Source organism: Pseudoalteromonas sp. JSTW (assembly GCF_013423925.1).
Classification (GTDB): Bacteria; Pseudomonadota; Gammaproteobacteria; order Enterobacterales; family Alteromonadaceae; genus Pseudoalteromonas; species Pseudoalteromonas lipolytica.
The window spans coordinates 3,375,159-3,401,203 of record NZ_CP058972.1; the positions used below are offsets into that span (position 1 = coordinate 3,375,159).

20 protein-coding genes are annotated in these 26,045 nt (G+C 42.5%); 6 read left to right on the forward strand and 14 right to left on the reverse strand.

Annotated elements, in window-relative coordinates; all coding sequences use genetic code 11:
- Nucleotides 1-33 precede the first annotated feature (33 nt).
- Together GZH31_RS15185 and GZH31_RS15190 are read right to left on the reverse strand one after the other, a co-directional pair.
- Nucleotides 34-1,536 (reverse strand): S41 family peptidase, encoded by a 1,503-nt coding sequence (locus tag GZH31_RS15185; RefSeq protein WP_180311207.1) that lies wholly within the window; start codon nt 1,534-1,536, stop codon nt 34-36.
- A gap of 242 nt (nt 1,537-1,778) precedes the next feature.
- Nucleotides 1,779-3,254: an NAD(P)H-hydrate dehydratase gene (locus GZH31_RS15190; protein ID WP_180311659.1), complete on the reverse strand. Its 1,476-nt coding sequence runs from the start codon at nt 3,252-3,254 to the stop codon at nt 1,779-1,781.
- Between the two features lie 145 nt (nt 3,255-3,399).
- Here GZH31_RS15190 and GZH31_RS15195 point away from each other — a divergent pair, with 145 nt between their 5' ends.
- Nucleotides 3,400-4,728 (forward strand): M24 family metallopeptidase, encoded by a 1,329-nt coding sequence (locus GZH31_RS15195; RefSeq protein WP_036973369.1) that lies wholly within the window; start codon nt 3,400-3,402, stop codon nt 4,726-4,728.
- Nucleotides 4,729-4,780: 52 nt separating this feature from the next.
- On the opposite strand, the gene speD is transcribed toward GZH31_RS15195, so the two are convergent.
- The 9 genes from speD to GZH31_RS15240 form a co-directional block, all read right to left on the reverse strand.
- Nucleotides 4,781-5,593, reverse strand: a complete 813-nt coding sequence (gene speD, locus GZH31_RS15200; RefSeq protein ID WP_036973370.1) for an adenosylmethionine decarboxylase — start codon at nt 5,591-5,593, stop codon at nt 4,781-4,783.
- Between the two features lie 88 nt (nt 5,594-5,681).
- Entirely contained in the window at nt 5,682-6,095 is a 414-nt protein-coding gene (locus tag GZH31_RS15205; protein ID WP_036973371.1) for an OsmC family protein, read from the reverse strand.
- 88 nt (nt 6,096-6,183) lie between these two features.
- Nucleotides 6,184-6,531, reverse strand: coding sequence for a DUF3802 family protein (locus tag GZH31_RS15210; RefSeq protein WP_065979400.1), 348 nt, complete (start codon nt 6,529-6,531; stop codon nt 6,184-6,186).
- A 130-nt stretch (nt 6,532-6,661) separates the two neighbouring features.
- Nucleotides 6,662-8,131 (reverse strand): succinylglutamate-semialdehyde dehydrogenase, encoded by a 1,470-nt coding sequence (astD, locus tag GZH31_RS15215; RefSeq protein ID WP_180311208.1) that lies wholly within the window; start codon nt 8,129-8,131, stop codon nt 6,662-6,664.
- A gap of 18 nt (nt 8,132-8,149) precedes the next feature.
- A complete protein-coding gene (gene astA, locus GZH31_RS15220) occupies nt 8,150-9,166 on the reverse strand; it encodes an arginine N-succinyltransferase (RefSeq protein ID WP_036973377.1) in 1,017 nt (338 codons plus the stop codon).
- Between the two features lie 81 nt (nt 9,167-9,247).
- Nucleotides 9,248-10,453: an aspartate aminotransferase family protein gene (locus GZH31_RS15225; RefSeq protein WP_180311209.1), complete on the reverse strand. Its 1,206-nt coding sequence runs from the start codon at nt 10,451-10,453 to the stop codon at nt 9,248-9,250.
- Between the two features lie 368 nt (nt 10,454-10,821).
- Complete coding sequence (locus GZH31_RS15230; RefSeq protein WP_036973752.1) at nt 10,822-11,982, reverse strand: HDOD domain-containing protein; 1,161 nt, start codon at nt 11,980-11,982, stop codon at nt 10,822-10,824.
- Between the two features lie 47 nt (nt 11,983-12,029).
- Nucleotides 12,030-12,608, reverse strand: a complete 579-nt coding sequence (locus GZH31_RS15235) for an aminodeoxychorismate/anthranilate synthase component II (RefSeq protein WP_036973380.1) — start codon at nt 12,606-12,608, stop codon at nt 12,030-12,032.
- A gap of 81 nt (nt 12,609-12,689) precedes the next feature.
- Nucleotides 12,690-13,088: a thioesterase family protein gene (locus tag GZH31_RS15240; RefSeq protein ID WP_036973381.1), complete on the reverse strand. Its 399-nt coding sequence runs from the start codon at nt 13,086-13,088 to the stop codon at nt 12,690-12,692.
- A gap of 36 nt (nt 13,089-13,124) precedes the next feature.
- Between GZH31_RS15240 and GZH31_RS15245 the strand changes: the two genes are divergently transcribed.
- Nucleotides 13,125-13,829 carry a 2OG-Fe(II) oxygenase gene (locus GZH31_RS15245; protein ID WP_065979402.1) on the forward strand — a complete coding sequence of 235 codons (705 nt, stop codon included), beginning with the start codon at nt 13,125-13,127 and terminating at the stop codon, nt 13,827-13,829.
- A gap of 74 nt (nt 13,830-13,903) precedes the next feature.
- Here the strand turns inward: GZH31_RS15245 and envZ are convergent, their stop codons facing one another.
- Nucleotides 13,904-15,199: a two-component system sensor histidine kinase EnvZ gene (gene envZ, locus GZH31_RS15250; protein WP_118844720.1), complete on the reverse strand. Its 1,296-nt coding sequence runs from the start codon at nt 15,197-15,199 to the stop codon at nt 13,904-13,906.
- A 5-nt stretch (nt 15,200-15,204) separates the two neighbouring features.
- Nucleotides 15,205-15,933: a two-component system response regulator OmpR gene (gene ompR / locus GZH31_RS15255; protein WP_193329316.1), complete on the reverse strand. Its 729-nt coding sequence runs from the start codon at nt 15,931-15,933 to the stop codon at nt 15,205-15,207.
- A gap of 157 nt (nt 15,934-16,090) precedes the next feature.
- On the opposite strand from ompR, the gene greB reads away from it, so the two are divergent.
- The 4 genes from greB (at nt 16,091) to GZH31_RS15275 (ending at nt 20,245) form a co-directional block, all read left to right on the forward strand.
- Entirely contained in the window at nt 16,091-16,573 is a 483-nt protein-coding gene (gene greB, locus GZH31_RS15260; protein WP_036973385.1) for a transcription elongation factor GreB, read from the forward strand.
- 280 nt (nt 16,574-16,853) lie between these two features.
- Entirely contained in the window at nt 16,854-17,159 is a 306-nt protein-coding gene (locus GZH31_RS15265) for a hypothetical protein (protein WP_180311210.1), read from the forward strand.
- Between the two features lie 52 nt (nt 17,160-17,211).
- Nucleotides 17,212-17,793 (forward strand): CBS domain-containing protein, encoded by a 582-nt coding sequence (locus GZH31_RS15270; protein ID WP_065979404.1) that lies wholly within the window; start codon nt 17,212-17,214, stop codon nt 17,791-17,793.
- A 136-nt stretch (nt 17,794-17,929) separates the two neighbouring features.
- Nucleotides 17,930-20,245, forward strand: a complete 2,316-nt coding sequence (locus GZH31_RS15275) for a Tex family protein (RefSeq protein WP_065979405.1) — start codon at nt 17,930-17,932, stop codon at nt 20,243-20,245.
- A 90-nt stretch (nt 20,246-20,335) separates the two neighbouring features.
- On the opposite strand, the gene GZH31_RS15280 is transcribed toward GZH31_RS15275, so the two are convergent.
- Nucleotides 20,336-25,876: a S8 family serine peptidase gene (locus tag GZH31_RS15280; RefSeq protein ID WP_180311211.1), complete on the reverse strand. Its 5,541-nt coding sequence runs from the start codon at nt 25,874-25,876 to the stop codon at nt 20,336-20,338.
- Nucleotides 25,877-26,045: the final 169 nt, after the last annotated feature.

A 26,045-nucleotide genomic window follows, 5' to 3' on the forward strand; every position in this document is an offset into this window, starting at 1 on the left:
CTTCGGCTGGGTTTTTTATCTCTACAGATCACTTTACTTTATAACACGCTCAATGTGTTCTAATAAAACCTCTGTTGTCCAGTCAACGCCATGGTATGGAATATCAGGCCAGTAAAAATCCCCCTTACCGCGCGCTCTGTTTACATAAACTTTGTTAGGGATTATCACTTTGCTTAATCCTGAGGGAGTATCAACAAATCGAACATCCATATAGGTTGAATCAGCACTGCTCGGCGCACCAAATAACACTGTATTTGAAAATAACTTAAAAGTATCGATTGCATCTAGACACGCACTGGCACATTGTCCGGGCACTATAACGATGGCTTTAGTGTTAAAATCGCTTTCAGATATTTCATCTAAGACCGGTGTCGTTGCTGGCTTCTTCTCAATATAAAAAGGTTCACCCATATCTAACGCCGTCTGCATACCTGCTGAGACTTGTTTTACTATAGCGAAGACCTCGGGCTGGTCTTGCACTTTTGTTTTTAATGACTCAAGGTATTGCGTATTATCTTTGGATGCTCGCCACCAAACGCGTGTATTTTTAACTAACTGCTCTCTTCGCGATGTCACATGCTGCGGCCCCCAAAGTTGCTCAGCAATTTTCATACTCCAATATGTTGAGCCGCCTTGATTATGGCGAAGATCGAATATCACCGCTTTAGCCGTTAGCAACTGTTCACGCTGCTCGGCTAAATCAGTGAAGAGTTGTCGGTAACGTGCTTTTTGTTCTTCATTTGGTGAAAATGAAGGCATTGCTACCCAAGCAATCTCTTGAGTTGCCCAGTGTAGGCCTACCTCGAGCTCATCACCATTGTAAGCATTTACTAAGTGCTGGCGAACATTTTTTGGGCGCTCAGACCATTCAAGTCTAATGCTATACGTCGCGCCACTGACTTTCACAAAATCACAACTTTTAAAGGGGGTTAGAAATGGGTTTCCATCATCCACTAATAATCGCCATCCTTGGTTCCACCAATGACCGGGTTGATCAACTTCACCATAAAATTTAAACAGGGTATCGCGCATTAAGGGTTCAATAGGCGTGTTATTACAGCGCACTATTTTATCCCCTTTCGTTACTTTATCATGCTCGCTGTAATACACTTTTAAGCCATCACCACGCCATACTGCAGAAAATCCGGGCCAGCGTCGTGGCAACTTAACGTCGTCAGGTAACAGTGCAACTGCCCCAGCGTGACCATCTTGCAAAACCGAATTAAAACGTGCAATTGCGGCTGCGTAACCTTGTGCATTTTCTACTTGGTCGGCAAGCATTAAAGCGTGTTGCTTGGCATTAAACAGTAATTGTGGAAACCCTGGGTTATCGCTATCAAACATGCCGGGGTGATTATCGACTGATTGCTGATAAGCAGCTTCAATATCTTTTTGTGTTGTGGCTTTCCACTGGGTTGCTGTTTTTGGAAAGTGTTTTACGGGATGAGAGCTGTCAGCTTGCACACTCACACTTGCAGTGACTAAGGCTATGCCACTCACGAGTAGAGGCAAGTATAAATTAACCGCTTTATTCATATAAATCCTTTTAATTATTTTAATCCAAACAGTGGGTATACATGTAATAGCAACGCGACGTTTAATCGTGCTACTTATTGTTTAATTTATAACTAATGACTAAAAAATAAAACCCACACTGTCGACACAAGAGCCCATCATTTTGAAACACTCTGATACAACCCGCAATAATACTCAATGATTGTGAGCTGTTTATGAGGCGAATGGGCATAAATGAAATTGGCCCTTTAATTTATGGCTTGTTAAGGTGAATTAACTAACTCTCTGACTATCATAAACAAATCACTTGGCAACATACCACGCTCACCATCGCGCTCAGCGGCGATATCACCCGCTTTTGCATGTAAGCAGACCCCTAGGCAGGCTGCTTGCTGAGTATCTAGCCCTTGTGCAATTAGGGCTGCAATAACGCCAGTGAGTACATCTCCACTCCCCCCAACAGCAAGGGCTGGATTACCATCTGTGCAGACCCAGGTTTTATTGTTATTGCTAATTAATGTGCCAGCCCCTTTTAGTACGCAGGTTGTGGTATAGCTGTGCGCTAAACGTTTGACCGCTGCAAAACGGTCAGTTTCTATGTCTGAGGTGCTGCAATTAAGCAGCCGTGCGGCTTCACCGGGGTGAGGAGTGATAACCGTGTTTGTCAGTGGAAATGACGACGCATGTTGGGCAATTAAATTAAGTGCATCGGCGTCAATAACTAAGGGTTTATTATTGGTGAAACAGTACTGCATGACTGTTTCAAAAGTAGCCTCAGACCAACTATCAAGCCCCAAACCGGGGCCTATGGCAATACAGCTTGCCCATTCAAGAGAAGCAATTAGATTAGCGTCTGTGACCATTAACTCTGGCCTTCCCATACTTACACTGAGAATTGAGCTGGTATGCGTATACACCTTAACCATACCCGCACCTGTTCTCAGTGCCGCTTCTGCCGTTAAGCGAATAGCACCTGCTGTACCTGCATTACCCCCAATGCACAATAACTTACCATGGCTGGTTTTGTGGCTATTGTTATCACGCGCTGGTAGTGAGTTGATTGTTTGCTGATTAATAAGCCAAGCACAGGGTGAGCACAGCAACGCAAATGCATCAGCAATGCCTAAATCTGCAAACTCACATTGCCCTGCATGCGCGCGCCCTTGCCCCGTTACCAAACCTTGTTTAATACCCACAAAGGTCACAGTAACAGTCGCTTTAATTGCAATACCTTGAACGGCGCCAGTATCGGCATGAATACCAGAGGGTAGATCGATAGCTATAATGGGCGCTTGGCTATTATTCGCCGCGTTTATCAGCTCACTAAATGGCGAGCGAACGTCACTTTGAATACCCGTACCAAGCAAACCATCAACGATAACATCAGCCTGTTCAAGCACAGCAAAGTCTGTCACGATTTCGCCTGTGGCATCTAACCAAGCTTGTTGTGCGGTGAGTGCATCTCCTGACAAGGGTTTGTCAGGTACAGCGGCTATCACTGTCACGTTTTTTCCTGCTTGTTTAGCCAAATTTGCAACGATGTAGCCATCACCAGCATTGTTTCCAACGCCGACCAACACCACGTAATGCAACGCGTCCGCAAAGTAGTTCACGCTATGCATAAACACAGCCTGACCAGCACGTTCCATAAGCGTGTACATCGCAACACCACAACGTTTAGCCGCAATGGCTTCATTCGTTCTTATTTGTTCGGCTTTAAATAACTGATGTTCAATCATTGGTTTAGTCATTCTTGAGCAATCTATCAATTTACTGTAGCAAGCAACCCCGTAGATATAAACCTGTTATTCATCTTAATCTTATCGTCTTGTCTATTTATTATTGCTATGTTCTAAAGACACTGACAATAAAAAGAGTTAACCCATGACTAATAACAAAAAAACGGTTATTTCATTATTTTGTGCCTTATTAGCCCTGCCATTAAGCGCAAATACGGTCGATATTTTACCAATGAAAGCGCGCGCTGAATTTATTGATAAAATGACTGAATTACGAGTAAAAACGTTACTGCCCCCATTAATGAAGCAGCATAATATTGATATGTGGCTGCTAATCAGTAGAGAATATAACGAAGATCCTATTTTAAAAACAATGCTGCCTGCGACTTGGTTATCAGCCAGACGCACCACCATTTTGGTGTTTGCTCGAAACCAACAAGGTGGGGTTGATGCGCACGCTATCGCGCCATATAAAATAGGCAAGGTATTCAAAAAGTCATGGGATAAACAAAAGCAACCTGATCAATGGCTTGCTCTAAATGACATAATTGAAACATACCAACCTAAAAATATTGCCCTAAACACCTCTCAAAACTGGGCACATGCCGATGGTCTTGTCGTCGGTGATTTTAATAATCTTAAAAGCGCACTCCCTAAAAAATACCTTGATAAGCTCATTTCTGCTGAACCTCTCGCTATTGAGTGGCTCGAGCAACGTTTACCTGAAGAAGTAGACATGTATAAAAAGGCAGTGGCTATTGCGCATCAAATTATTGCTGAGGGCTTCTCAAGCAAAGTGATAAAGGTAGGTGAAACAACCACAAACGATTTAGCCTGGTGGTTTAGAGAGCGGGTAAGAGAATTAAAACTGCAAACATGGTTTCACCCCAGTGTCAGTATACAGCGTGCCGATAAAACAACGTTTGATCATGAAACAAGCTTTAGCAAAGATAATGAGCACATTATTCAAGCGGGTGATCTACTGCATGTTGATTTTGGCATTACCTATTTGCGCTTGAACACTGACACTCAACAACATGCTTACGTGTTAAAAGAAAACGAAACGCAGGCACCAGACTATTTAGTGAATGCCTTAAAAAGTGGCAATCAATTACAAGATATTTTCACCTCACACTTTGCAGCCGGTAAAACGGGTAATGAAGTACTAAAAGAGTCTCGTGCAGAGGCGATTGCTCAAGGGTTAAAGCCCACAATATACACCCACCCTATTGGTTACCATGGCCATGCTGCGGGAACAACGCTGGGCATGTGGGATTCACAACAAGGGGTTGCTGGCGATGGCGACTATCCACTGCACTTAAATACCGCGTATTCGATTGAATTAAACAACGCCGTTTTTATAAAACAATGGAATAAAGAAATTCGAATTATGCTCGAAGAAGATGCGTTTTTCGATAAATCAGGGGTGTGGTATCTAAATGGCAGACAAACTGAGTTACTGCTTATAAAATAAAAAACGGCGCATAATAATTTTATGCGCCGTTTTTTTAATACGTTACCAGTGACTACTCAGTGTCAGGTAAGTTACGACCGTAGAAGATTTCTTGCATCTCGCGTGTTAGCTTAGAGCGGATCTCTTCTTCTTCGTCTTCTGACAAATCAGATGTAGATACACCGAATAAATAGGTATTTAAGTCGGTTTCTTTTAACATCATTTTAGTGTGGAACAAGTTTTCTTGATACACGTTTACGTCCATCATTTGGTACGCTTCTTTTGTATCTTCAGTCATGTAATTCTGAATAGAATTGATCGCATGGTCGATATAGTGTTTCACACCATCAACATCACGCGTGAAACCACGAACACGGTAGTCAATTGTTACTACATCTGACTCAAGGCTGTGAATTAAGAAGTTCAACGCTTTCAGTGGCGAAATAATGCCACACGTTGATACTTCGATATCAGCACGGAAAGTACAAATACCATCATCAGGGTGCGCTTCTGGGTAAGTGTGAACACAGATATGACTTTTATCTAAGTGTGCTACCACAGTTTCAGGAAGTGGACCCGGCGCTTCATCAACGTCGTACGTTGTTTGCTGCTCAATTGGCTCTTCTGAGATCAGAATTGTTACACTGGCACCTTGCGGATCATAATCTTGGCGAGAAACATTCAAAATGTTTGCACCAATAATGTCCACTACTTCACCTAAAATATCGGTAAGGCGATCAGCACTGTACTGTTCGTCGATATATTCAATATATTCTTTACGCTGTTGTTCAGTCTTCGCGTAGCAAATATCGTAAATACTGAAGCTTAAGCTCTTAGTTAAATTATTAAAGCCATGAAGCTTAATTTTATCGAAGGGTTTATTCATGCTAAACCAACCTTTAAACGAGTGAAACCTGCACCAGCAGAAATAAAAGTTCGCGGATTTTATACGAATTTTGCGTTTGGAAAAAGCGTTATTTTACTTGTTCTTCCACAACTTCATGGCTATGTGTAATTTCTACTGTTTTATCAAGCATTAAGGCTACAGAACAATACTTTTCTGCAGACAATTGAACAGCACGCGCAAGGTGTTTTTCAGACACGTTATCGCCAGTAACCACAAAATGTAGATGAATCTTGGTAAACACACGAGGAGCAGATTCAGCACGCTCAGCACTGAGCTTTACTTGCACGTCAGAAAATGATTGTTTCGCTTTTTTAAGAATACTAACAACATCAACAGATGAGCAACACCCTGCCGACATTAATACCATTTCCATTGGACTTGGTGCAGCACTGTCACTACCCGCATCAAAAACGACATTGTGACCTGAATTTGAAAGGCCAATAAAGGTATCACCTTCTACCCATTTTACATTCGCTTGCATTTATTTTATCTCTAAAAGTTATTTTGCTTGATTGTAAGCAAGTCACACTCAGATGCAATCGAAAAACGATATTAGGTGTTAAAGGAGATTACGCACTTTCAGCAACGGCTGTATCGAATAAGTTTTTTACAAGTCCAGCAAACTCATCTATAAAGGCGTGTTGCTCAACAGTAACAGGTTGATTTGTGACACTGCTTAGTACTTCTTGTAAGTCATAAACGATGCCATCGACTTCGCGAACGATTTGGCTGCGTTGTTCGGTGTTCAATTCTGTATGCTGTTCGCAAAGCAGCATGACATTCTCGGCAATCACGTCTTCAATTAGCTCTAGCACCGTTGGAGCTCCTGGCTTTATTTGACCTGGCTTCTCAAATAGCGCTAAATTTTGAGTGAGATACATGACAAGATCATCGTACCCTTGCCTATCTAAAACCATACGACTGCACACCTAATAAAATGACTAACTCTATAGATTTAAGCAGAAAGCGCTTTTAATTGCTACCTTTGCTATAAAGCCAATACAAAAAAAGCAGCCGAAGCTGCTTTTTATAATCATTAATACTGATTTAGTCTATTTTTAAGCCTGGGCTTAATGTGGCTGGCATAGCCACTTTTTCAAGCTCAACTGACGCAACAGGGTATGCACAGTAGTCTGCTGCATAATATGCGCTTGCTCTGTGGTTACCAGACGCACCAATGCCACCAAACGGAGCCGCACTCGATGCACCCGTAATTGGGCGGTTCCAGTTAACAATACCAGCACGAATACGACGTAAGAAGTGGTCGTAATCTGCTGCATTGTCACTTAATAGACCCGCTGATAAACCAAAGCTTGTGTCATTTGCTTTATCAATGGCAGCATCAAAATCAGTAAAGCGGAAAACTTTAAGAAGTGGACCAAAGTGCTCTTCATCAGGGAAATTAGTCACGTTTGTACACTCTAAAATGCCTGGCGTTACAAAGCCGGTATTTTCTGTATGCGTTAACTCAACTAATACGTCAGCACCTAGTTCTACTAATTGCTGTTGTGCTGCAGCCATACCCGCGGCAGCCGCAGCTGAAATCATAGAGCCCATGAACGGCTGTTCATCAGCATCATATTCACCTACTTTAATCGCTTTGGTTGCTTTTATTAGACCCGCTAAGATGGCGTCACCTTGCTCGCCCACAGGTAAGAATAACTTACGCGCACAGGTACAACGTTGGCCTGAAGAAATAAACGCAGATTGAACTATATCGTGAATAGCAGCTTTAGTATCCGCAACGTCAGTCACGATAAGCGGGTTATTCCCCCCCATTTCTAAAGCAAGGATTTTACCCGGTTGACCTGCAAATTGTTCATGTAGGATATGACCTGTACGCGATGACCCCGTAAAGAATAAGCCGTCAATGCCTTTATGCGCCGCAAGCGCCTTGCCTGTGTCAACTTCACCTTGAACAAGGTTAATAACCCCATCAGGTAAACCTGCTTTTTGCCACAGTTTTAAAGTCAGCTCTGCAACAGCGGGAGTAAGCTCAGAAGGTTTAAATACAACCGTGTTACCCGCTAGTAATGCTGGAACGATATGCCCATTTGGTAAATGACCTGGGAAGTTATACGGACCAAAAACGGCAACAACACCATGTGGCTTATGACGGATCATCGCACGGCCTTGTGGCATGGGGTTTTCAACGTCGCCGGTACGCTCTAAAAACGCTTTTTCAGAAATCGCAATTTTACCCACCATGGCGCCTGCTTCAGTGCGAGTTTCCCACAACGGTTTACCTGTTTCTTGCGCAATGATCAGCGCTAACTCTTCGCTATGCTCTTTAAGCGTTTCAGCGAACGTTTTAACAATAGCTAAACGTTCTGCAAATGATTTATCCGCCCAACTATAAAAAGCTTGGCGCGCGGCATTTACAGCGCTGTCTACTTGCTCAGCCGTGGCTGTATTTGCTTGCCAAATAACATCATTATTTGCAGGGTTTACAGAGTTGAATGCATGACCAAGGCCTGCTTGCCATTGACCATTAATAAATTGCGCTGCATGCGTCATTACTGTGTCTCCTAAATTCTATAGTTTTGCAACTGATACGGTGTCGCCAGCTTCTAAGTGAAGGGCTTTTGCAAGCTCACTTGAAAGGGTAATTGTATCGACATCACACGGTAGATTAATTTGTGTCACTGTGGCTCTAAAGTCAGTCAATTTATCATTAGCGAGCATCACGGTGGTGTCGCCTTGGCTTTGACCTATTTCGACCTGCACCTTTCTTGAATTACGAATCGTAGCGATATTATCCACTTTAGCTTCAACCGTAGGACCCGCATCGAAAATGTCAACGTAGCCGTTAAAAGTGAAACCTTCACTCTTCAACAGCTCAATAGCTGGGCGAGTATTATCATGCACATGACCAATAACAGCTTGCGCATCTTTGCTTAATAGATTCACGTAAATTGGGTATTTAGGCATTAACTCGGCAATAAATACTTTTTGACCTATTCCCGTCAGGTAATCGGCTGTTGGAAAATCCATTGAGAAAAAGTGCTCTTCAAGCCATTGCCAAAATGGGCTTTCGCCATTCTCGTTTGACACACCACGCATTTCTGCAATAACAGTTTCAGCAAAACGTTCTTTATGTTGATTAATAAACATAAAACGTGCTTTTGATAGTAATTTACCATTGTTATTTTTGCGGTAACCATCTCTCAAAAACAATGTACATAGCTCTGTTGCACCGGTGTAATCATTACATAGCGTTAAGATATCAACGGCTTTATAAACGTTAAGTGTACGCGATGAATGAATCGCTTTACTTAAATGATAATGATAAAACGCGTCATCTAAACCCACGGCGGCTTCGATGGCTGAAGTACCCACTACTTCGCCTGTTTCGCTATCTTCAAGAACAAACAGGTAACCTTCATCACCAGGCTGCTGGGCTACTTTTGCAAATGAGCTCAGTGAATGATCGATTTTCTTTTGTAACAACTCTTCATTATTAGGCAAAGATGTAAAACCATGCCCTGATTCATGGGCAATTTTAAGTAATGCTGGGTAATCACTTTGCTGGATTGGGCGAAGGATCATCATGAGTCCGCTTGCTCCCTTATAAATAACGGTAAATTATGAACGCGGGCAAGCAGTGCTTGCCCTGATATGTCAGTTGAATGATTAGCCGTTAACGACTTTAGCAACTGCTTTTTCGAAACGAGCCATACCTTCGCGGATATCAGCGTCAGGGATAACAAGTGAAGGAGTAAAGCGAACAACATCTGCACCCGCTACTAATGACATGACGCCTTCTTCGGTCCCTGCCACTAAAAACTCTTTTGCACGGCCTTTGAATTGCTCAGTAACCACTGCACCCAATAGTAGACCTTCGCCACGAATTTCACTAAATACGTTGTACTTGTCGTTGATTGCAGTTAATAGTTCGCGGAATAAAGCCGATTTTTCTTTAACGCCACTTAATACCTCTGGTGTATTCACCGTATCAAATGCAGCTTCTGCAACAGCACACGCAAGTGGGTTACCACCATAAGTAGAACCGTGTGTTCCTACTTTTAAGTGCTGAGCAATATCAGTTGTGGTGATCATTGCACTAATAGGAAAACCGCCACCTAACGCTTTAGCTGTGGTTAAGATATCAGGCGTGACATTTAAACCTTGATACGCATAAAGCTCACCAGTACGGCCGACACCTGTTTGTACTTCATCAAAAATTAACAGCGCATTGTGCTTAGTACACAGCTCACGTACACCTTTTACAAACTCTTTTGTTGGTGAAATGATCCCGCCTTCACCTTGTAGAGGTTCCATCATGACTGCACATGTATTGTCACTGATCAGTGCTTCGAAAGCCGCTAAATCATTGTAATCACAATGTACGATATCGCCCGGCTTAGGACCGAAGCCGTCTGAATAGGCAGCCTGGCCACCTACTGTTACAGTAAAAAATGTACGACCGTGGAAACCTTTATTGAATGAGATAATTTGTGATTTTTGCTCACCAAAGTTATCAAGTGCAAAACGACGCGCAAGTTTTAATGCGGCTTCGTTTGCTTCTGCACCAGAGTTAGCAAAATAAACTTTTTCTGCGAACGTTGCATCGGTTAACTTTTTAGCTAAACGCAGTGCTGGCTCATTGGTCATCACATTTGATAGATGCCAGATTTTCTCGCCCTGCTCTTTTAATGCACTTACTAAGGCCGGGTGACAGTGGCCAAGGCAGTTAACAGCAATACCACCTGCAAAATCGATAAATTCACGACCTTCTTGGTCCCAAACTCGAGAGCCTTCGCCTCGCACAGGAATAACACTTGATGGTGCATAGTTAGGAACCATTACGTGATCAAATAATTCGCGATTGACTGTCATTTTATATCCTCTTTATCGTAAGCACACGCCATCTTAAGCGGCGCTATAAAGCTAAACTAAGCTATTTTACTAAGCTAATTGAGCTTAGAGTAAAATCACCTTAATTACTCTTTGGTTCAATTTTCATTCATCCATTATTTCAGAAAAAAATCCATCTGTCTCTTAGAAAACTTTCATGCAGCCCTTGAAAATAAAGGGTTTGAGATATTTTTTCATGGATAGTGAATAACTATTTGAGGGGTATTTTTTATACAAAATACACTTAAAAGGCGCGCTGCTAGCAAACCACGCATGGGCACGTTATCTAAATATTGCTATCGCTCAGCATTTACAATGAATGAATAGTCGCAAAAAAATTAACAATTATTTTAATTAATTTGGATATGGAAGTTCTCAAAGTTGCATTTTGCCAGTTCATCAAGCTCATTTTGTGTAAAACCATAATGCGTAAACCAGCGTTGAACTTCATCTTTCTCAACTAACTGATGTTCGTTCAAGCTTAAAAACTGCGCATAGCACCGTGCTTTTAAAATCACTTGGGTCAGAGGAAGGTATTCATCATTTTTAGCAAGGGGTGTCGTTAATTGCTGCAAAACGGCGTTAAACGGCAAATACCGAAATGCCATTTGCTCAATCACGGTGGCTGTCACTTTAAGTGACAATTTGCTTAATAACGAACTTAAAAATAAAGGATCGGGTTTTAACTCTAATAATGCAGTATGCAAATCTTTCTTTTGTTCTTCGCGCGCCATTGCCACCTTGCGTTGCCACACTCGCTCAAAAGTGCGCAAATAGAGCCTTACTAAGGCAATTTTCCCTACATCCAATAACATGCCTAAAGTAAACGCGTGTTCTTCATTAACGCCGTTTAGCTTTGCTATTTCTTGTGCTGCAATAGCGCATGCCATTGAATTATCTCGTAAGCGGCGCTTTAATAAAGGAAAGGGTTCTGTGCTGTGAGGCATCCAGTGACGTACTGCGAATGTCGGGACCACAAATTTCAGGTTATCAAGACCAATATAACGCAATGCGAGTAACGGGTTATCAACTTTAACGGAAGTGTGTTTACTGCGTTGCTGGCGATAGTATGGCAAATTAACAAACGCGACGAGCTCACGCCCAAGCCAAGTTAAATCTTTAATTAACGGCTCTAAGCGACCTACCGATGCTGACCGTGTCGCAAGAATATCTAAAATAGCGGGCACACTGTCTTGAATGCCAATGGTTTCATGTACCACTGAATCAATATCTTCCAGCTGCTTGTTCATCGCATTTTCAATCACTTGATGTAATTGCTGACTCGCTTGAGCACGATACTTATGGTGCGCTGTACTGCTTTTTTGGCGTTTCTTTTGCGCTGCAACTTCAACTTCTAATAAAGTTCGCTGCTCCATTTGCTCGCCATAATCAATTTCTAAAGTATGAATATAGCCAATCTGACGCTGTGCAAAACTGTGGCCAAGCAAAAGATCATGCGCACGCTCATTAAGCACCATCGCAGTCCTTTGTTGTCGGATTTCATCGGTCATTTGCACAGCAGTATTGTCGTTCATATTTGTAAATAATTAGCTTAAGATTAGAAGCGAGTTAAAAAGTTGGCAAGTAATTCAAGCCCTTGTTGCGTCAAAATTGCTTCAGGATGGAATTGCACACCTTCAAGTGCGAGATCCTTGTGCATTATTCCCATTATTTCATCAAAATGCGTATTGTGTTCGGTCCACGCTGTAATACTCAGCTCACTGGGAAGACTCTGTTTATCAACCACCAGCGAATGGTAACGACATACCGTCAATGGGTTGGCTAAGCCTTTAAAAACACCTTGGTTTGTATGGTGCACTAAGGAGGTTTTACCATGCATAACCTGTCGTGCTCGTACGACCTCACCTCCCAATGCTTGCGCAATTGTTTGATGTCCCAAGCAGATACCTAAAATAGGCAGCTGCCCTTTAAACTCTTCAACCACTTGCAGCGAAATACCGGCTTCATTTGGTGAGCAAGGCCCAGGAGAAATGACAATATGTTCGGGCTTTAATTGCTTGATGTCGGCAACACTTATCTCATCGTTTCGTTTAACCAATACCTCTTGATCCAAGCGCTGAAAGTATTGCACTAGGTTGTAGGTAAACGAATCATAGTTGTCGATCATTAACAGCATTGCGTGTAACCCAAAATTACTCAGTCAAAATAATGAAGCGACATTTTACCCCAAGCGCCCAGAAATGTCGGCAAAAAACGGCTACTCAGAAACGAATAAGTGTGCAGAAAGTGCTGCTTTTTCTTGCTCATCTAACTTTTGCGAACATTTATTGGCAAAATCATACCGTACCAAGACCGTTTTACCCACCGCACAACATGTGCCTTGCTGCCACGCTTCTTGACGTAATACAAAGGAGCTTGAACCAATATGCTCAACACTCGTTTTTATCTCAACATCGTGGCCATAAAACAACTCTCCGACAAAGCTTACTTCAACCTTGGCTATAATCAATTTCCACTGATGTGGATTTAAATCCGGTGTAAAAAATCTAAAAATAGGCGCACGGGCGGCTTCAAACCACACGGGGAGTACGGTATTGTTGATATGCCCTAAGACATCCGTTTCGCTAAATCGGGGCGTGATTGATTCAATAAACATAGTAACCCTATAAAAAATATAAACTAAAGGTAGCTCATGACGGACTTTATTCGCGTATACGAAAACGCCCTTAGCAAAGAATTTTGCGATAATTTTATCACGGTATTTGAACAAAGCCCGCATTTAAAACAAGGCATTACCTCTGGTGGCGTTGATTTATCTAAAAAAGACAGCCGCGATTTATACCTAAATAATCACCCAGAATACGCCGAACAATTAAAACATATTCAACAAACCACCGCAGGGTACATCTTTAAGTATCTCGAAGAGCATATTTTTATGATGATTGGCGCGTTTGGATTAAAAGTCTATCACCCAAAAACCGGTCAACCCGTTGACTTAAACCAAGACAACTTTGAAGAAGTCGGCAAGCCGCAACTGCCTTTACTAGTCCAGCAAATCTTTAGAATGGGTAACATTCAGGCGCAAAAATACGACATCAATAAAGGGGGCTATCCATACTGGCACAGTGAGGTATACCCGCAAGTAGGTCATAACGAAGCGCTTCATCGCGTATTGTTGTTTATGTTTTACTTAAACGATGTAGAGGAAGGTGGTGAAACCGAATTTTACTATCAACAACGTAAAATATCGCCCAAGAAAGGAACGATGGTGGTGGCTCCTGGCTACTTTACCCACACTCACCGTGGCAATAAGCCAATCTCAAACGATAAGTATATTTTGACCTCGTGGATATTGTTTAATCGTGCCGAGCAAATTTACGGCCAACCACAGTCATAACGTTCAATAAGATAAGTGCGACACCCCTGTCGCACTTTTTAAGCAATCAGTCTTAATCTGTCACGTTATTTCATCTACAACGGTAAATAGATTTGTGCACTTAAGCCACCTTCGGGGCGATTAAGCAATTGCACTTTTCCGCCATGCATATCAACAATACGTTTGATTATTGCCAGCCCTAAACCGCTACCTTCACTACCACGCGCCGCATCACCTTGTTTAAACGGTTCAAACACGGTTTCAAGTTCACTCTCAGGAATACCAGGGCCTTGATCATTTACAACCACCATCGCGAATTTTTTATTGCTACTCAGGCGAGTTTCAACCTCAATATCACCCTGTGAATAACGTATCGCGTTTTCAATCATATTAGTGACAACACGTTTTATTGCCACCATGCTCACTGGTACATCATGAATACTGGGGTTTTCTTTAAAGGTGATGCTGCGATGATGCTTTTGCTCTGCTTCGACGACTTCTGCAACAATCGCATTTAAATCTTCAAGCGCAAGCTCTTCGCGCTTGTGATGACGCAAGTACTCTATAAATTGGTCAATAATCGCATTCATATCTTCGATATCATGGATTATCCCTTCGCGAAGGTAGTCTTCATCATCTGACATCATTTCTGTGGCTAAACGAATGCGCGTAAGCGGCGTTCTAAGGTCATGAGATACCCCCGCCATTAGTAAACGACGGTCGTTTTCTAATGCCGCAATACCCCGAGACATCTGATTAAAAGCACGCGTTACTTCAATGACTTCGGTTGAGCCCTGCTCTTCGAGTTTGGTGGAGAAGTCGCCCACCCCCACTTTTACAGCAGCTTGTTGTAGTGCTTTTAAAGGACGGTTCAAGTGACGCGCAAACAACCAGCCACCTAGCACACTTAAAAAACCTATACTGGACAAGTAAAAAGTTAAAAATTTCAGGTTGTTTTCTTGCAAACCTGTTAAGGGTACGCGCACCCAATAACCAGGGGCTTGCGGTGCTTCAACCCAATATACAAGCGGATCCGTTTGGCTAATGCGCACACGTGCTGAACCATTTAACTCTTTAGACATGCTGCGCGAAAGCATTGAATACTCACGTGTTTCAGCCAGCCCTTCGCGCATTGCTTGGCGCTGGGTCATGACTTCTATCCCTGTTATTTCAAAGAACTTTTCAGAGGCTTCTTTGCTCACTTCAACGCCTTCTTCCCACTCGATAAACACTGTTTTAATTTGCTTAGCGAGGATCAGATTTACTTGCTCTATGGTTGGCTTTACAACATAAAAGCTGACCGTGATATATGACACGATCTGGTTGATTAAAAGCAACGCTGCGACTAAAAATACGGTTTGCCCAAATGCGCTTCGCGGAAACATACCCATTATTGCTACTTTTCACCATCTGGTACAAATACGTAGCCTAAGCCCCATACAGTTTGAATATAACGAGGATTAGCAGCGTCAACCTCAATCATGCGACGCAAACGCGAAACCTGTACGTCGATACTACGCTCAAGTGCGCTGTAGTCTCGGCCTCGCGCAAGGTTCATTAACTTATCACGACTTAACGGTTCACGCGGGTGTGTGACAAGCGCTTTTAATACCGCAAACTCACCACTGGTTAATGACATGGTGTTATCACCTTGCGTCATCTCACGCGTGGCTAAATTTAATGTGAATTCACCAAAACTAATTTCGTTTTCCTCTGCAGCAGGCGCGCCTGGTACTTCTTTAGCGCGACGACGTAAAATCGCTTTAATGCGTGCCAATAGTTCGCGTGGGTTAAACGGTTTAGGAATATAGTCATCAGCACCGAGCTCAAGACCTATTATACGGTCTACTTCGTCACCTTTAGCTGTTAACATCACAATGGGTATATCGTTTTCTTTTTGTCGTAAACGGCGACAAATGGATAAACCGTCTTCGCCGGGTAACATTAAATCGAGTACGATTAAGTGGAAATTTTCACGCTCGAGTAAGCGATCCATCTGCTCTGAATTTGCTGCTGTACGAACAATAAACCCTTGCTCTACCAAATAACGTTCAAGCAAACTGCGTAAACGCATATCGTCATCAACAACCAATACCTTTGTCGTTTCGTGTCCCATAACTTTCATTCTTGTTGTAATGTGTTACTTGTTAATATAAATGAAAAACTTAAGAATAAAAATCGAATTGCACGCTTAGATTGTTACGGAACATTTCAAAATCCTACTCGACAAAGACAAAAGACTTTTATACCGTGCGGCAGGTTTTCTTGTGAGGCTAAGTAAAATGGCAAAAACAAATTTAATTACGCGTGAAGGTTATCAACAATTACAACAAGAACATGACTATTTGTGGCATGAGAAGCGTCCTGAAATTACCAAAATTGTCACGTGGGCAGCAAGCTTAGGTGACCGTTCTGAAAACGCCGATTATCAATTCAATAAACGTGTTTTACGACAAATAGATCGCCGCGTACGTTACCTAAGAAAACGTATGCCAGACCTAAAAATTGTTGACTACAATCCGCAACAAGCAGGCAAAGTATTTTTTGGCGCTTGGGTCGAAATTGAAAATGAACAAGGCGACATCAAACGATTTCGTATTGTGGGCCCAGACGAAATTTATGAGCGTAAAGATTATATTTCTATCGACGCACCTATGGCGCGTGCGCTATTAGGTAAAGAAGTGGATGACGAATTTTCGGTCATCACACCCGAAGGCACAAAAGAATGGTTCGTCAATGAAATAACTTACCCTAACGCACCCTAATTTATCTTTAATACCATTAACGCTTAATTAAGTGGTCTATTTTGAGGCAATAAAACCGCGTTGATAACAAGGCAAAAATTTAGTTATTTAGTTGTTCTAAATCAGAAATTTTTAACGCAGGTAGCGACTGGTTTAATCACTCAAAATGATTAAGTATTTTTGCGGAATGGTATAAATATTCAGAAAATATTAATTAGTGATTGTCTACTCTAAAAATGTGTTCTATAACTAAAGAGACTCAAGACGCATTTAGTGCTTGAGGTTTTAGAAGGTAGTAAGTATGTCAAACCTAATACATCGCATCATGAGTAATGCCATTGTATTCGCACTTTTAATGAGTGCGAGTTTGATATCTTACGCCAATGACATTGAAAGCCACTCAGACAGTGTTACGCCAACCGCACATTTCATTGCGTGCGACAGTACAGACCCAGCCAATACAGATACTGACTTTGACAAACATACCCCATCGCTGATTGCCAGTGCAGCTCAACCACTGCCAGATGGCCGTGTTGCGGTGTATGTTAATCCTTGTTCTGTTATTTCTGTGTTCAGCGCGCATCAGCGAGGTCCCCCTGCTTTTTAATTAACTCAAAATTGTTTCAATTAAAGTTTTATTAAAATGTATGGTGATCAAAATGAATAATTTCAAAGAATTACGTCTACAAGACATTTCAAATGGCGCATTATCTAATGCTGTAAATGAAGTTGAGCCAACCCTAGACCTAACCTCTCCGGCGCTTAAAGTATTAAATAGCTTCACCAGTAAAGACCCGTTACGCGCTCATTACGACACAACGATTGTTAATGCGCTGAAACAAACTAGCAATCACTGTTCTGACTTTATCTTAGTAATTGATAGTGAAGATAAGTTACTGGGTATTACATCAAGTGCTGACCTGCAAAGCTCTAAGATTATGATGCTTGCACAGCGCTTAAACCTGCACCGTGACGAGATTACATTACACGATGTAATGACACCGCTTAGTAATTTAGCGGGTGCAAGCTTACAAAGCATTAGTTACGCATGCATTGGCGATGTACTACAAACAATGGAGCATCAAGGTATGATGTTCTTGCTAGTCACCAGTAAAGAGCATGAAATTTGTGGGCTAATTTCTGCGCGTCAAATTGCTAAAAAGTTACATATTCCTGTTAATATCAACCCCATTGCTAATAGCTTCAGTGAAGTGATGCAACACATCGATCACCCTCACTAAGTATTAAAATTTGCGTTGTGAAGAACTATTTCAGCGGGCCTTAAAAGCAGTGCTTTTAAGGCCTTCTTATTGTGATATTATTCAGGCAATTAATCTTCAGTTTTACTGATTTTCTATTTTTTAAAAAGGTTTATGCATGAGCAATATCTCTGCACGCTTAGCGACTGAGCTAAATGCCCAGCAACCACAAGTTGTTGCTGCAATCAAATTACTTGATGAAGGTGCCACAGTACCTTTTATCGCGCGTTATCGTAAAGAAGTAACGGGTGGCTTAGACGACACGCAACTGCGTTTACTTGAGCAACGCCTATCGTATTTACGTGAACTAGAAGAGCGCCGTAGCTTTATACTTGCCACGATTAAAGAGCAAGGAAAACTAACAACCGAGCTCAGTGCGGATATTAATAACGCGGACAGTAAAACGGAGCTTGAAGATTTATATCTGCCTTTCAAACCTAAGCGCCGTACCAAAGGGCAAATTGCAATTGAAGCAGGTATTGAACCACTTGCTGATGCCCTGTTTAATGATCCAAACTTAGACCCTGAACAACACGCCACTGACTACATCAATGCCGATGCTGGTTTTGCTGATACGAAAACAGTACTCGATGGGGCTAAGTTCATTTTAATGGAGCGCTTTGCTGAAGATGCTAAGTTGCTTGCAAAATTCCGCAGTCATATAAGTCAACATGGTCAAATTGAGAGCCGCGTTATTGCTGGCCAAGAAAATGATGGCGCAAAATACCGTGATTACTTTGAACACCAAGAGCCACTAAAAAAAGTGCCTTCTCACCGTGCTTTAGCCATGTTAAGAGCACGAAATGAAGGCGTATTGCAGCTCAATATTAACCCTGAACCCAGTGCTGAAAATCCGGCACAAATCTGCGCACAAATGATTGCCGATCATTATCGCTTAGATGTTAGCAACTCAGCAGCGAGTGCATGGTTAATGAGCGTAGTGCAGTGGGCGTGGAAAATTAAATTAAGCTTACATCTTGAAAATGAGTTTTTAGGGGCGATGCGCGAAAAAGCCGAAACCGGTGCCATTGACGTATTTGCAAAGAACTTAAAAGACTTATTAATGGCAGCTCCGGCTGGTCCTCGTACAACATTGGGCCTAGATCCAGGTTTACGTACGGGCTGTAAAATAGCTGTTGTAGACAGCACTGGTAAACTATTAACGACACAAACTATTTTTCCACATGCCCCTCAAAATCATTGGGAAAAATCACTGCGCACGCTTGAACAGTTATGTCGCCAGCATAAAGTTGAGTTAATCGCCATTGGTAATGGCACCGCATCTCGTGAATCAGACAAACTCGTCGCAGAGCTTATAAAAGCAAACAGCGAGCTTAACCTTAACAAAATTATGGTCAGTGAAGCCGGAGCATCTGTTTACTCTGCCTCTGAGTTTGCTGCGAATGAATTCCCCAATCTCGATGTATCGTTACGTGGTGCTGTTTCAATTGCACGTCGTTTACAAGACCCCCTTGCAGAGCTTGTTAAAATTGAACCTAAGTCAATTGGTGTGGGCCAATACCAACACGATGTGTCACAAAGTCAGTTGGGGCAAACTTTGACTTCGGTGGTTGAAGACTGTGTAAACTCTGTCGGTGTTGATTTAAATATGGCTTCAGTGCCGTTACTTACTCGTGTATCGGGTTTAAACAAAACTCTGGCACAGAACATTGTTAACTACCGTGATGCGAATGGCTCATTCAGCAAGCGTTCTGAGCTTAAAAAAGTAGAGCGTTTAGGGCCAAAAGCATTTGAACAAGCCGCGGGCTTCTTACGTATCACTAATGGTACAGACCCTCTTGATAAGTCATCAGTTCACCCTGAAGCCTACCCGATTGTTAAGCGTATTTGCGAAAAGAACAACCTGGATGTCAATAGCTTAATCGGTAACTCAGATATACTAAACAAGCTTGTTGCGAACGACTATATTGACGACAAATTTGGTTTACCAACCGTCACAGACATCATTAAAGAACTTGATAAGCCAGGCCGCGACCCGCGCCCTGAATTTAAAACGGCCGAGTTTAAAGCCGGTGTTGAAACAATTAACGATTTAAAACCGGGCATGATTCTAGAAGGTGTGGTGTCAAACGTAGCAAACTTTGGTGCCTTCGTTGATGTAGGTGTTCACCAAGACGGTTTAGTGCATATTTCTGCTATCACGAATAAGTTTATCTCAGATCCGCGTGAAGTAGTCAAAGCGGGTGACATCGTAAAAGTAAAAGTGCTTGAAGTGGATGCTGCTCGTAAACGTATTAGCTTTACCATGCGCTTAGACGATGATGTTGATACCAGCAATAAAGCGGCAACTACAAGCAAACCTGCCGCGGCTCAAAAGGTAAAAAACACCTCTAAACCAAAACGTGACTTTGGTAATGCAGCCATGGGCAATGCCTTTGCCGATGCCTTTGCCAACGCTAAAGTTAAAAAGTAGCCATTATATTAGGCTAATAAAAAACCGCGTAAGTTAAGCTTACGCGGTTTTTTGTTTTTAAAGGCTCACTAAAATGAGCCTTTAAAGCGATTACTTACGACGACGTAGTGCAAGTAATGGAAGGAGTAACACGATGAAGTGACCGAATGAACCACTGTCATCATCTTCTTCTACTTCTGGGTATACACAGCTACCATCATCAGTATTAGCATTCGCATCGTAGTTTGTTGCAGCGGTATCTGTACAACCTAATTCAATACCGTCTGAAACAACTGTAAGTGCAAATTCTTCCATCAATGATTTTTCACCACTGGTTAAAGTGACTTTAACTGTCGTTGTACCATAGTAGTTAGCATCAGGCGTTACGCTGAATGACATGCCATCGACTGATGTCGTCGCATTATCAGCATCAACAGACAGTGTGAACTCTTCAGCTGTCTCACGCGTTAAACTAACCATAATATTGTCAACTGACTCGTTTTCCATCACCGACATATCTTCTAGCGCAACAATCGCAAGATCAACGGCGGTTACTGTAACCATAAAGTCAGTTGAGATAGTAGTATCTGTGCCCGTTAATGTCACTGTTACAGGGATCTCACCATAGAAGTCAGCGTCAGGTTTAAGGCTAAATGTCATGCCATCAACCATTGATGTCGCATTATCAGCGTCTACAGTAAGAGTGAACGCTTCTTCTGTTTCACGTGATAAAGAAACAGCAATACTTTCTAACATATCGCCTTGCATCACAGTCATATCTTCAATGTCGTTAACCATCACGGGGGCTTCTTCACCATCAGACTCAACAGTCAGTAAAAACTCTTTGCTTACTTTATCTGTTGGGTTTGCTTTGTCTTGCACTGTAACAGTTACAAAAGTTTCACCGAAGAAATAAGGTTCAGGGATCAGGTTAAACGACATACCGTTCACCTCAGCTGACACATGTTCACCCGTGATTACTAGCTCATTTGGCGATTGATCAGCATCAATAACCATCACTTCAATGCCATCAATACGACCATTTTCAGCAACCGTCATATCAGCAATATCTGCCATTTTAAGATTGCTTTGTACACCAATCGAGTGCATTAATGTACCTGACTCTTGACTACCTAATAGATAATCAAGCGCGATGTCTTGCATGGTACCTTTCGCTTCTGGCTTTATTGTCGCTGTAAAGTTAAATTCAACTTCACTTTGCTCAGGGCCCACGTAATCAAAACAAATGACTAAGTCATCTTGTAAGATTTTACCAAGGTCATCGAAACCGATCACATTGCTTAGAGCACCGTCTTTGTAGCCCGCGGTTGTAGCATAAACACTGTCACCACCTTCAATAAAGATAGTGCCTGTATCAATATCAGAACCTAGATTGTCGTATGCAAAAATCGCTTCAAACTTACCTTCATGGTCATCAATACCACTGCGTAAGATCACTTCATAATCATAAGTATCACCCGTATTCTTGTCGGTAACATTATCAAATTCCATGAACAGAAGGTCACCAAGATCAGGACGTTCTTCTGCATATTGACTTGCAATTGTTAACCCTGTTGGATCGCTTGGATCACGTAGATTAGTGATTTCAAATGAACCACGCCAGAACGGGGCTAATGCTTCAACTAAGAAACCTGGACCACGGTGCGCACTCATCATCCACCAAATTGGTGTAAATTGCATAGCACCTGTTGGGTGTAAACGTACTTCGTTGTTGTTTGCTTGATTATAAACTTCAAACTTAGCGCCTTGTTTGTAGAATAACCAATCAATTGGTACATCAAAGTAAACATTTGAGCCACCTTCATACCAAGAAGCATCTGGTTGAATGCGGAAGTCACCCCATAAATCGATGTAGCCACCTGTTGAGTACTCATCGATCATTGGCGTTTTACACATTTCATTGGTGATGTTATTCGTGACAACATAATCACGCTTCACATTGCGAGTAGCCTCTTGAGTCCCTTTAATTGTTAAAGTGTTGCCCTCTACTTCCAATGAAGCAGCAACTGACTCGTTGTTAGAAGTCAATGTATCAGGCCAAACTTCCATGCCCTCAGGAATGGTTAACGCTAAAGTGTAATCGCGCGCGTCAGATTCATAGTTAGCTTTGAGTTTCACGTTAACATTTACAAGATCCATAGCGCGTGCTGAGTCTTGATCAATATTAAGGGTTAACGCTTCAGCGTCACGTTTAAAGTTAACTGATGTAAACCCTAAAGTCCCTTCAGCACCTTCTGAATCACCCAGTTCAAAACCACCGTAATACACATCGTTTAGCTGCGCTTCTGGTAGGTTCCAATTAATCGCAATTTCATAGTTGCCATTACCTGAATGTTGTTGTGGAGCCGACACACTGAACTCACCCGTATTTTGCTCTTTCACAAATGCATAGTGAGTCACTGTTTGATAACCCACATCGCGTAAACCAGCTAACGCTGCGGTAGCGAACCAGTATTTACCAGGCTTAGGATCGATAATATTACAGTAGTTATCCTCAACACTGCTTGAAGAATAACAAATCATCTCTTCGTTCAGTGCTTTAATTAATGCATTTGGATCTTCAGCAATGTCTTCATCCGACACCATGAACGAGCCACTACCATTCGCATCATAACCCACCACTAAGTGTGCTTTTTTAATTTGCCAACGCGGTTCAACGATATCTGATAAATCAGTCGTTTGCTCTGTTGATGCCACTTTAATCATCAGGCGTTTTGTACCTTCAGGTACCTCAATTGCCTGAATATCCCATGCTTTTTCTACACGGTCTTTCGTTACATAAGGTGATACACCTAAGATATTGGCTGTTACTTCAGTCGGTTTTACAAGGCCATAATAAGTTGGTGTAAACTCACTGTAGCTGTCAGTATTCACAACGATTGACTCTGATGCATTGGCACGAGCCATATCGATATCAACCATGGCTGGAAGCTCATCAATGACATTTTTAGCCGCTAATGTGAAGTGAGCATCAGGTGAATTACCATCGGTATTTTTAAAAAGTACTTTACCGTTAAACCACGCATTTTTGTTTATAATGCTGTCCCATGGTGCGCCGGGTTCTGCTGGGTCTAGTTTAGACTGAATGATATTCGGTAACTTCATCGTTACCATCACGTCTTGTGTTTCACCCGCTTTAAGTGTGAAGTTACTTGGTGTAACACTCACTTCGACACCCGCACTTTCTTGCTCGCCTTCAATACCCCAACCATAGGCTGTTGCATCCCACGAACCATCTTTAGTCGCTTTCACTGTGCGCATCCAAGAACAGGTCAGTTCACAGTCTTGGTTTACTAATGTCGGCAGGTTTAACCACTCCACTAAACCGCCATTACGCGGGTTAGCATTGTGATAGTTTTCGATTGTCTCATCCATGATAAGACCTGCATTTGCCGCTTGCGCAACATCAATTGAGCCACTTCCCGTCATGAAGTTGTAGTAAGGGTCAACTAACGTAACACCGTTAGAAATGCGCACTTTATTCGCCGTCATCATCAGAGCCGATTGTACTTCAGCAGGCGTCCAATCTGGGTGCATTTGCATCAATAAAGTCATGGCACCGGTTACATGCGGAGTAGCCATTGACGTACCACTCATGAATGTCCAGTCTGATGCTCTAGGATTGGCGGTGAATGGTTGGTCATCAGCATTCGCAGCATAAATATCAACACCTGGTGCCGTCAAATCAGGAACAAGGTTGTTAATATAATAACTTGGGCCCATAGAGCTAAAAATAGCGAGCTGGTTGCCAGCTTCTTCGTCAAACGAATAGTTATTTTGCGGCTCACCAATAGTCGCAATTGCAGCGCCATCAGGGTTAGCATTCACCCAGTTGCGAATAGCAAAACGCGCACTTGAAGATAAGTGAATACCTGGGATCACATAGTTATCTGCAACAACGTTCTCACCAAAAGCAATATTTTGCAGGATAAAACCACCTGCGCCACCCGCAGCTACGTTTTTCGCTTTATCAACACGCGCAATATCACCCCGTAAACACACCACTATTTGGTCTGCGGTGAAAGTACCCGCAGGGAATGGGGCATTACAGCTAGCTGCATCATAGCCATCGTCAGCATTAGGGTCGTCGTAATTCTCAGCTAAAACAACCTCACCAGTAATTCCACCAGCGAAACTCTTACCTGCATACTCACCAACAGAAGGTGCACGTGTACCTTGGAAGTTGTTAATGGTTTTAACACCTAATTCCATCACGCGATCATGCGTTGATGCCCCCACTGTCGTCACCCAAGGTGATGTATGATCCGCAGACATATAGTACGGACCTGAGTTACCCGCAGCAGCGGCAACAGAAATACCGGCCTCACGTGCGCTTAAAAATGCCATTTCCATTGGGTCTTCCCACGGGAAGCTTTCACCGCCACCGATTGAGAAGTTAATCGCATCAACGCCATCTTCAATTGCATCTTCAAAAGCAGATAAAATCGCCGACTCAGGACAACCAGCGTATAAGTCGCCCGAGTTGCCCGCGCGACATACTTGGTATGAAATAATGTGCGCGCGCGGTGCAACACCACTGGTGTGATCAAAGGTAAATGGCAAGTTTTCACCATCACTCACTTTCTCACCTGTGGCTGCTTGAAGTGGCGTATTCTCTATGTAGTTACCCGCGGTTGTGCTTGCAGTATGTGAACCATGACCGTTGTAGTCTTCACCATTCTCTGGACGACGATCAGCACGTGCAAATCGATAGTCTGAATTCGCAGCCGTAATTTCAGGGTAAGAGCGAACACCAATTAACTTGTCATTACATAACGTAGGATCAGCTTCACAATCACCAACGAAGTTACCTGCACCAAATGGATTTGATTTGCTGTACTCTTCATCGCTTGCAAACGCAGGGTGGTCAGTATTGATACCTGTATCAATAATACCTACAACCATGCCTTCGCCTTTAACACCCACTGATGATGCAGGTGTAGCGCCTTGCCATAATTGATCTGCGCCAATAAACTCTGGGCCACGGTCTGTACGTAGTTCGAAAATACGGTTTGGTGTGATGCGTTTCACACCCGATTGCTTAGCCAGTAGCTCAGCATCCGCCTGCGTCATTTCGACAACAACGGCATTGTTTGCTAACGTAAATTGCTTTTTAACATCAATGCTAGCACCCACGGCACGTGCTTTGCTTAATACAGATGTTTGGCGCTGCTTCAAGAAACCCTGATAAGCACGCACCTTATGTGCCGATGTATCCAAGCGCTCATTAACCATTAACGAACGAGATTCAGTAACCGCTGTTGCAGTAAAGCCCTGAATGTCACCTTGGTAACTCGCGACTGGCTCTTCAGTCATTTGAACGATATAAGTTTGAACACCTGTCACACCCTCTTGAGGCTGGAACACATGTTCTGGTTGTTGATTTTGATAATGTTGATTTAAACGCTCAACACTGCCCTTTAATAAGCTTGGATGATCAGCAATTTGTTTTTGTTCTTGATACTTTGCGATATCTTCAGCTGTAAATGTTGGCTGATAAAAGCCTTTGTCTGACACTTTATTAAAGCCCGGCTCTGCCGCAGCATAACCTGAAGTACCTACATACAATGCTGTAAGTACTGCAACTGAGCTCTTTTTCAAGTGTGCTATTTTATTATTGCTAGGTTGCATATGATTCCCACTGATTTAATTTAAAACAGCTTTGCTTACGCAAAAGCTGAGACACTAAATTCTATTAGCAGACAGACATATACAGGCGGCGTTATGAAGGGTCAAACTGTGAGGTATACATTTCAGACACAAAATTAACACCATGTAAACATTGAAGTGGTGATATATA

Coding starts and splice junctions, on each gene's coding strand:
- GZH31_RS15185 (WP_180311207.1), bottom strand. CDS start 1,536: ATGAATAAAGCGGTTAATTTATACTTGCCTCTACTCGTGAGTGGCATA.
- GZH31_RS15190 (WP_180311659.1), bottom strand. CDS start 3,254: ATGATTGAACATCAGTTATTTAAAGCCGAACAAATAAGAACGAATGAA.
- GZH31_RS15195 (WP_036973369.1), top strand. CDS start 3,400: ATGACTAATAACAAAAAAACGGTTATTTCATTATTTTGTGCCTTATTA.
- speD (WP_036973370.1), bottom strand. CDS start 5,593: ATGAATAAACCCTTCGATAAAATTAAGCTTCATGGCTTTAATAATTTA.
- GZH31_RS15205 (WP_036973371.1), bottom strand. CDS start 6,095: ATGCAAGCGAATGTAAAATGGGTAGAAGGTGATACCTTTATTGGCCTT.
- GZH31_RS15210 (WP_065979400.1), bottom strand. CDS start 6,531: ATGGTTTTAGATAGGCAAGGGTACGATGATCTTGTCATGTATCTCACT.
- astD (WP_180311208.1), bottom strand. CDS start 8,131: ATGACGCATGCAGCGCAATTTATTAATGGTCAATGGCAAGCAGGCCTT.
- astA (WP_036973377.1), bottom strand. CDS start 9,166: ATGATGATCCTTCGCCCAATCCAGCAAAGTGATTACCCAGCATTACTT.
- GZH31_RS15225 (WP_180311209.1), bottom strand. CDS start 10,453: ATGACAGTCAATCGCGAATTATTTGATCACGTAATGGTTCCTAACTAT.
- GZH31_RS15230 (WP_036973752.1), bottom strand. CDS start 11,982: ATGACCGATGAAATCCGACAACAAAGGACTGCGATGGTGCTTAATGAG.
- GZH31_RS15235 (WP_036973380.1), bottom strand. CDS start 12,608: ATGCTGTTAATGATCGACAACTATGATTCGTTTACCTACAACCTAGTG.
- GZH31_RS15240 (WP_036973381.1), bottom strand. CDS start 13,088: ATGTTTATTGAATCAATCACGCCCCGATTTAGCGAAACGGATGTCTTA.
- GZH31_RS15245 (WP_065979402.1), top strand. CDS start 13,125: ATGACGGACTTTATTCGCGTATACGAAAACGCCCTTAGCAAAGAATTT.
- envZ (WP_118844720.1), bottom strand. CDS start 15,199: ATGGGTATGTTTCCGCGAAGCGCATTTGGGCAAACCGTATTTTTAGTC.
- ompR (WP_193329316.1), bottom strand. CDS start 15,933: ATGAAAGTTATGGGACACGAAACGACAAAGGTATTGGTTGTTGATGAC.
- greB (WP_036973385.1), top strand. CDS start 16,091: ATGGCAAAAACAAATTTAATTACGCGTGAAGGTTATCAACAATTACAA.
- GZH31_RS15265 (WP_180311210.1), top strand. CDS start 16,854: ATGTCAAACCTAATACATCGCATCATGAGTAATGCCATTGTATTCGCA.
- GZH31_RS15270 (WP_065979404.1), top strand. CDS start 17,212: ATGAATAATTTCAAAGAATTACGTCTACAAGACATTTCAAATGGCGCA.
- GZH31_RS15275 (WP_065979405.1), top strand. CDS start 17,930: ATGAGCAATATCTCTGCACGCTTAGCGACTGAGCTAAATGCCCAGCAA.
- GZH31_RS15280 (WP_180311211.1), bottom strand. CDS start 25,876: ATGCAACCTAGCAATAATAAAATAGCACACTTGAAAAAGAGCTCAGTT.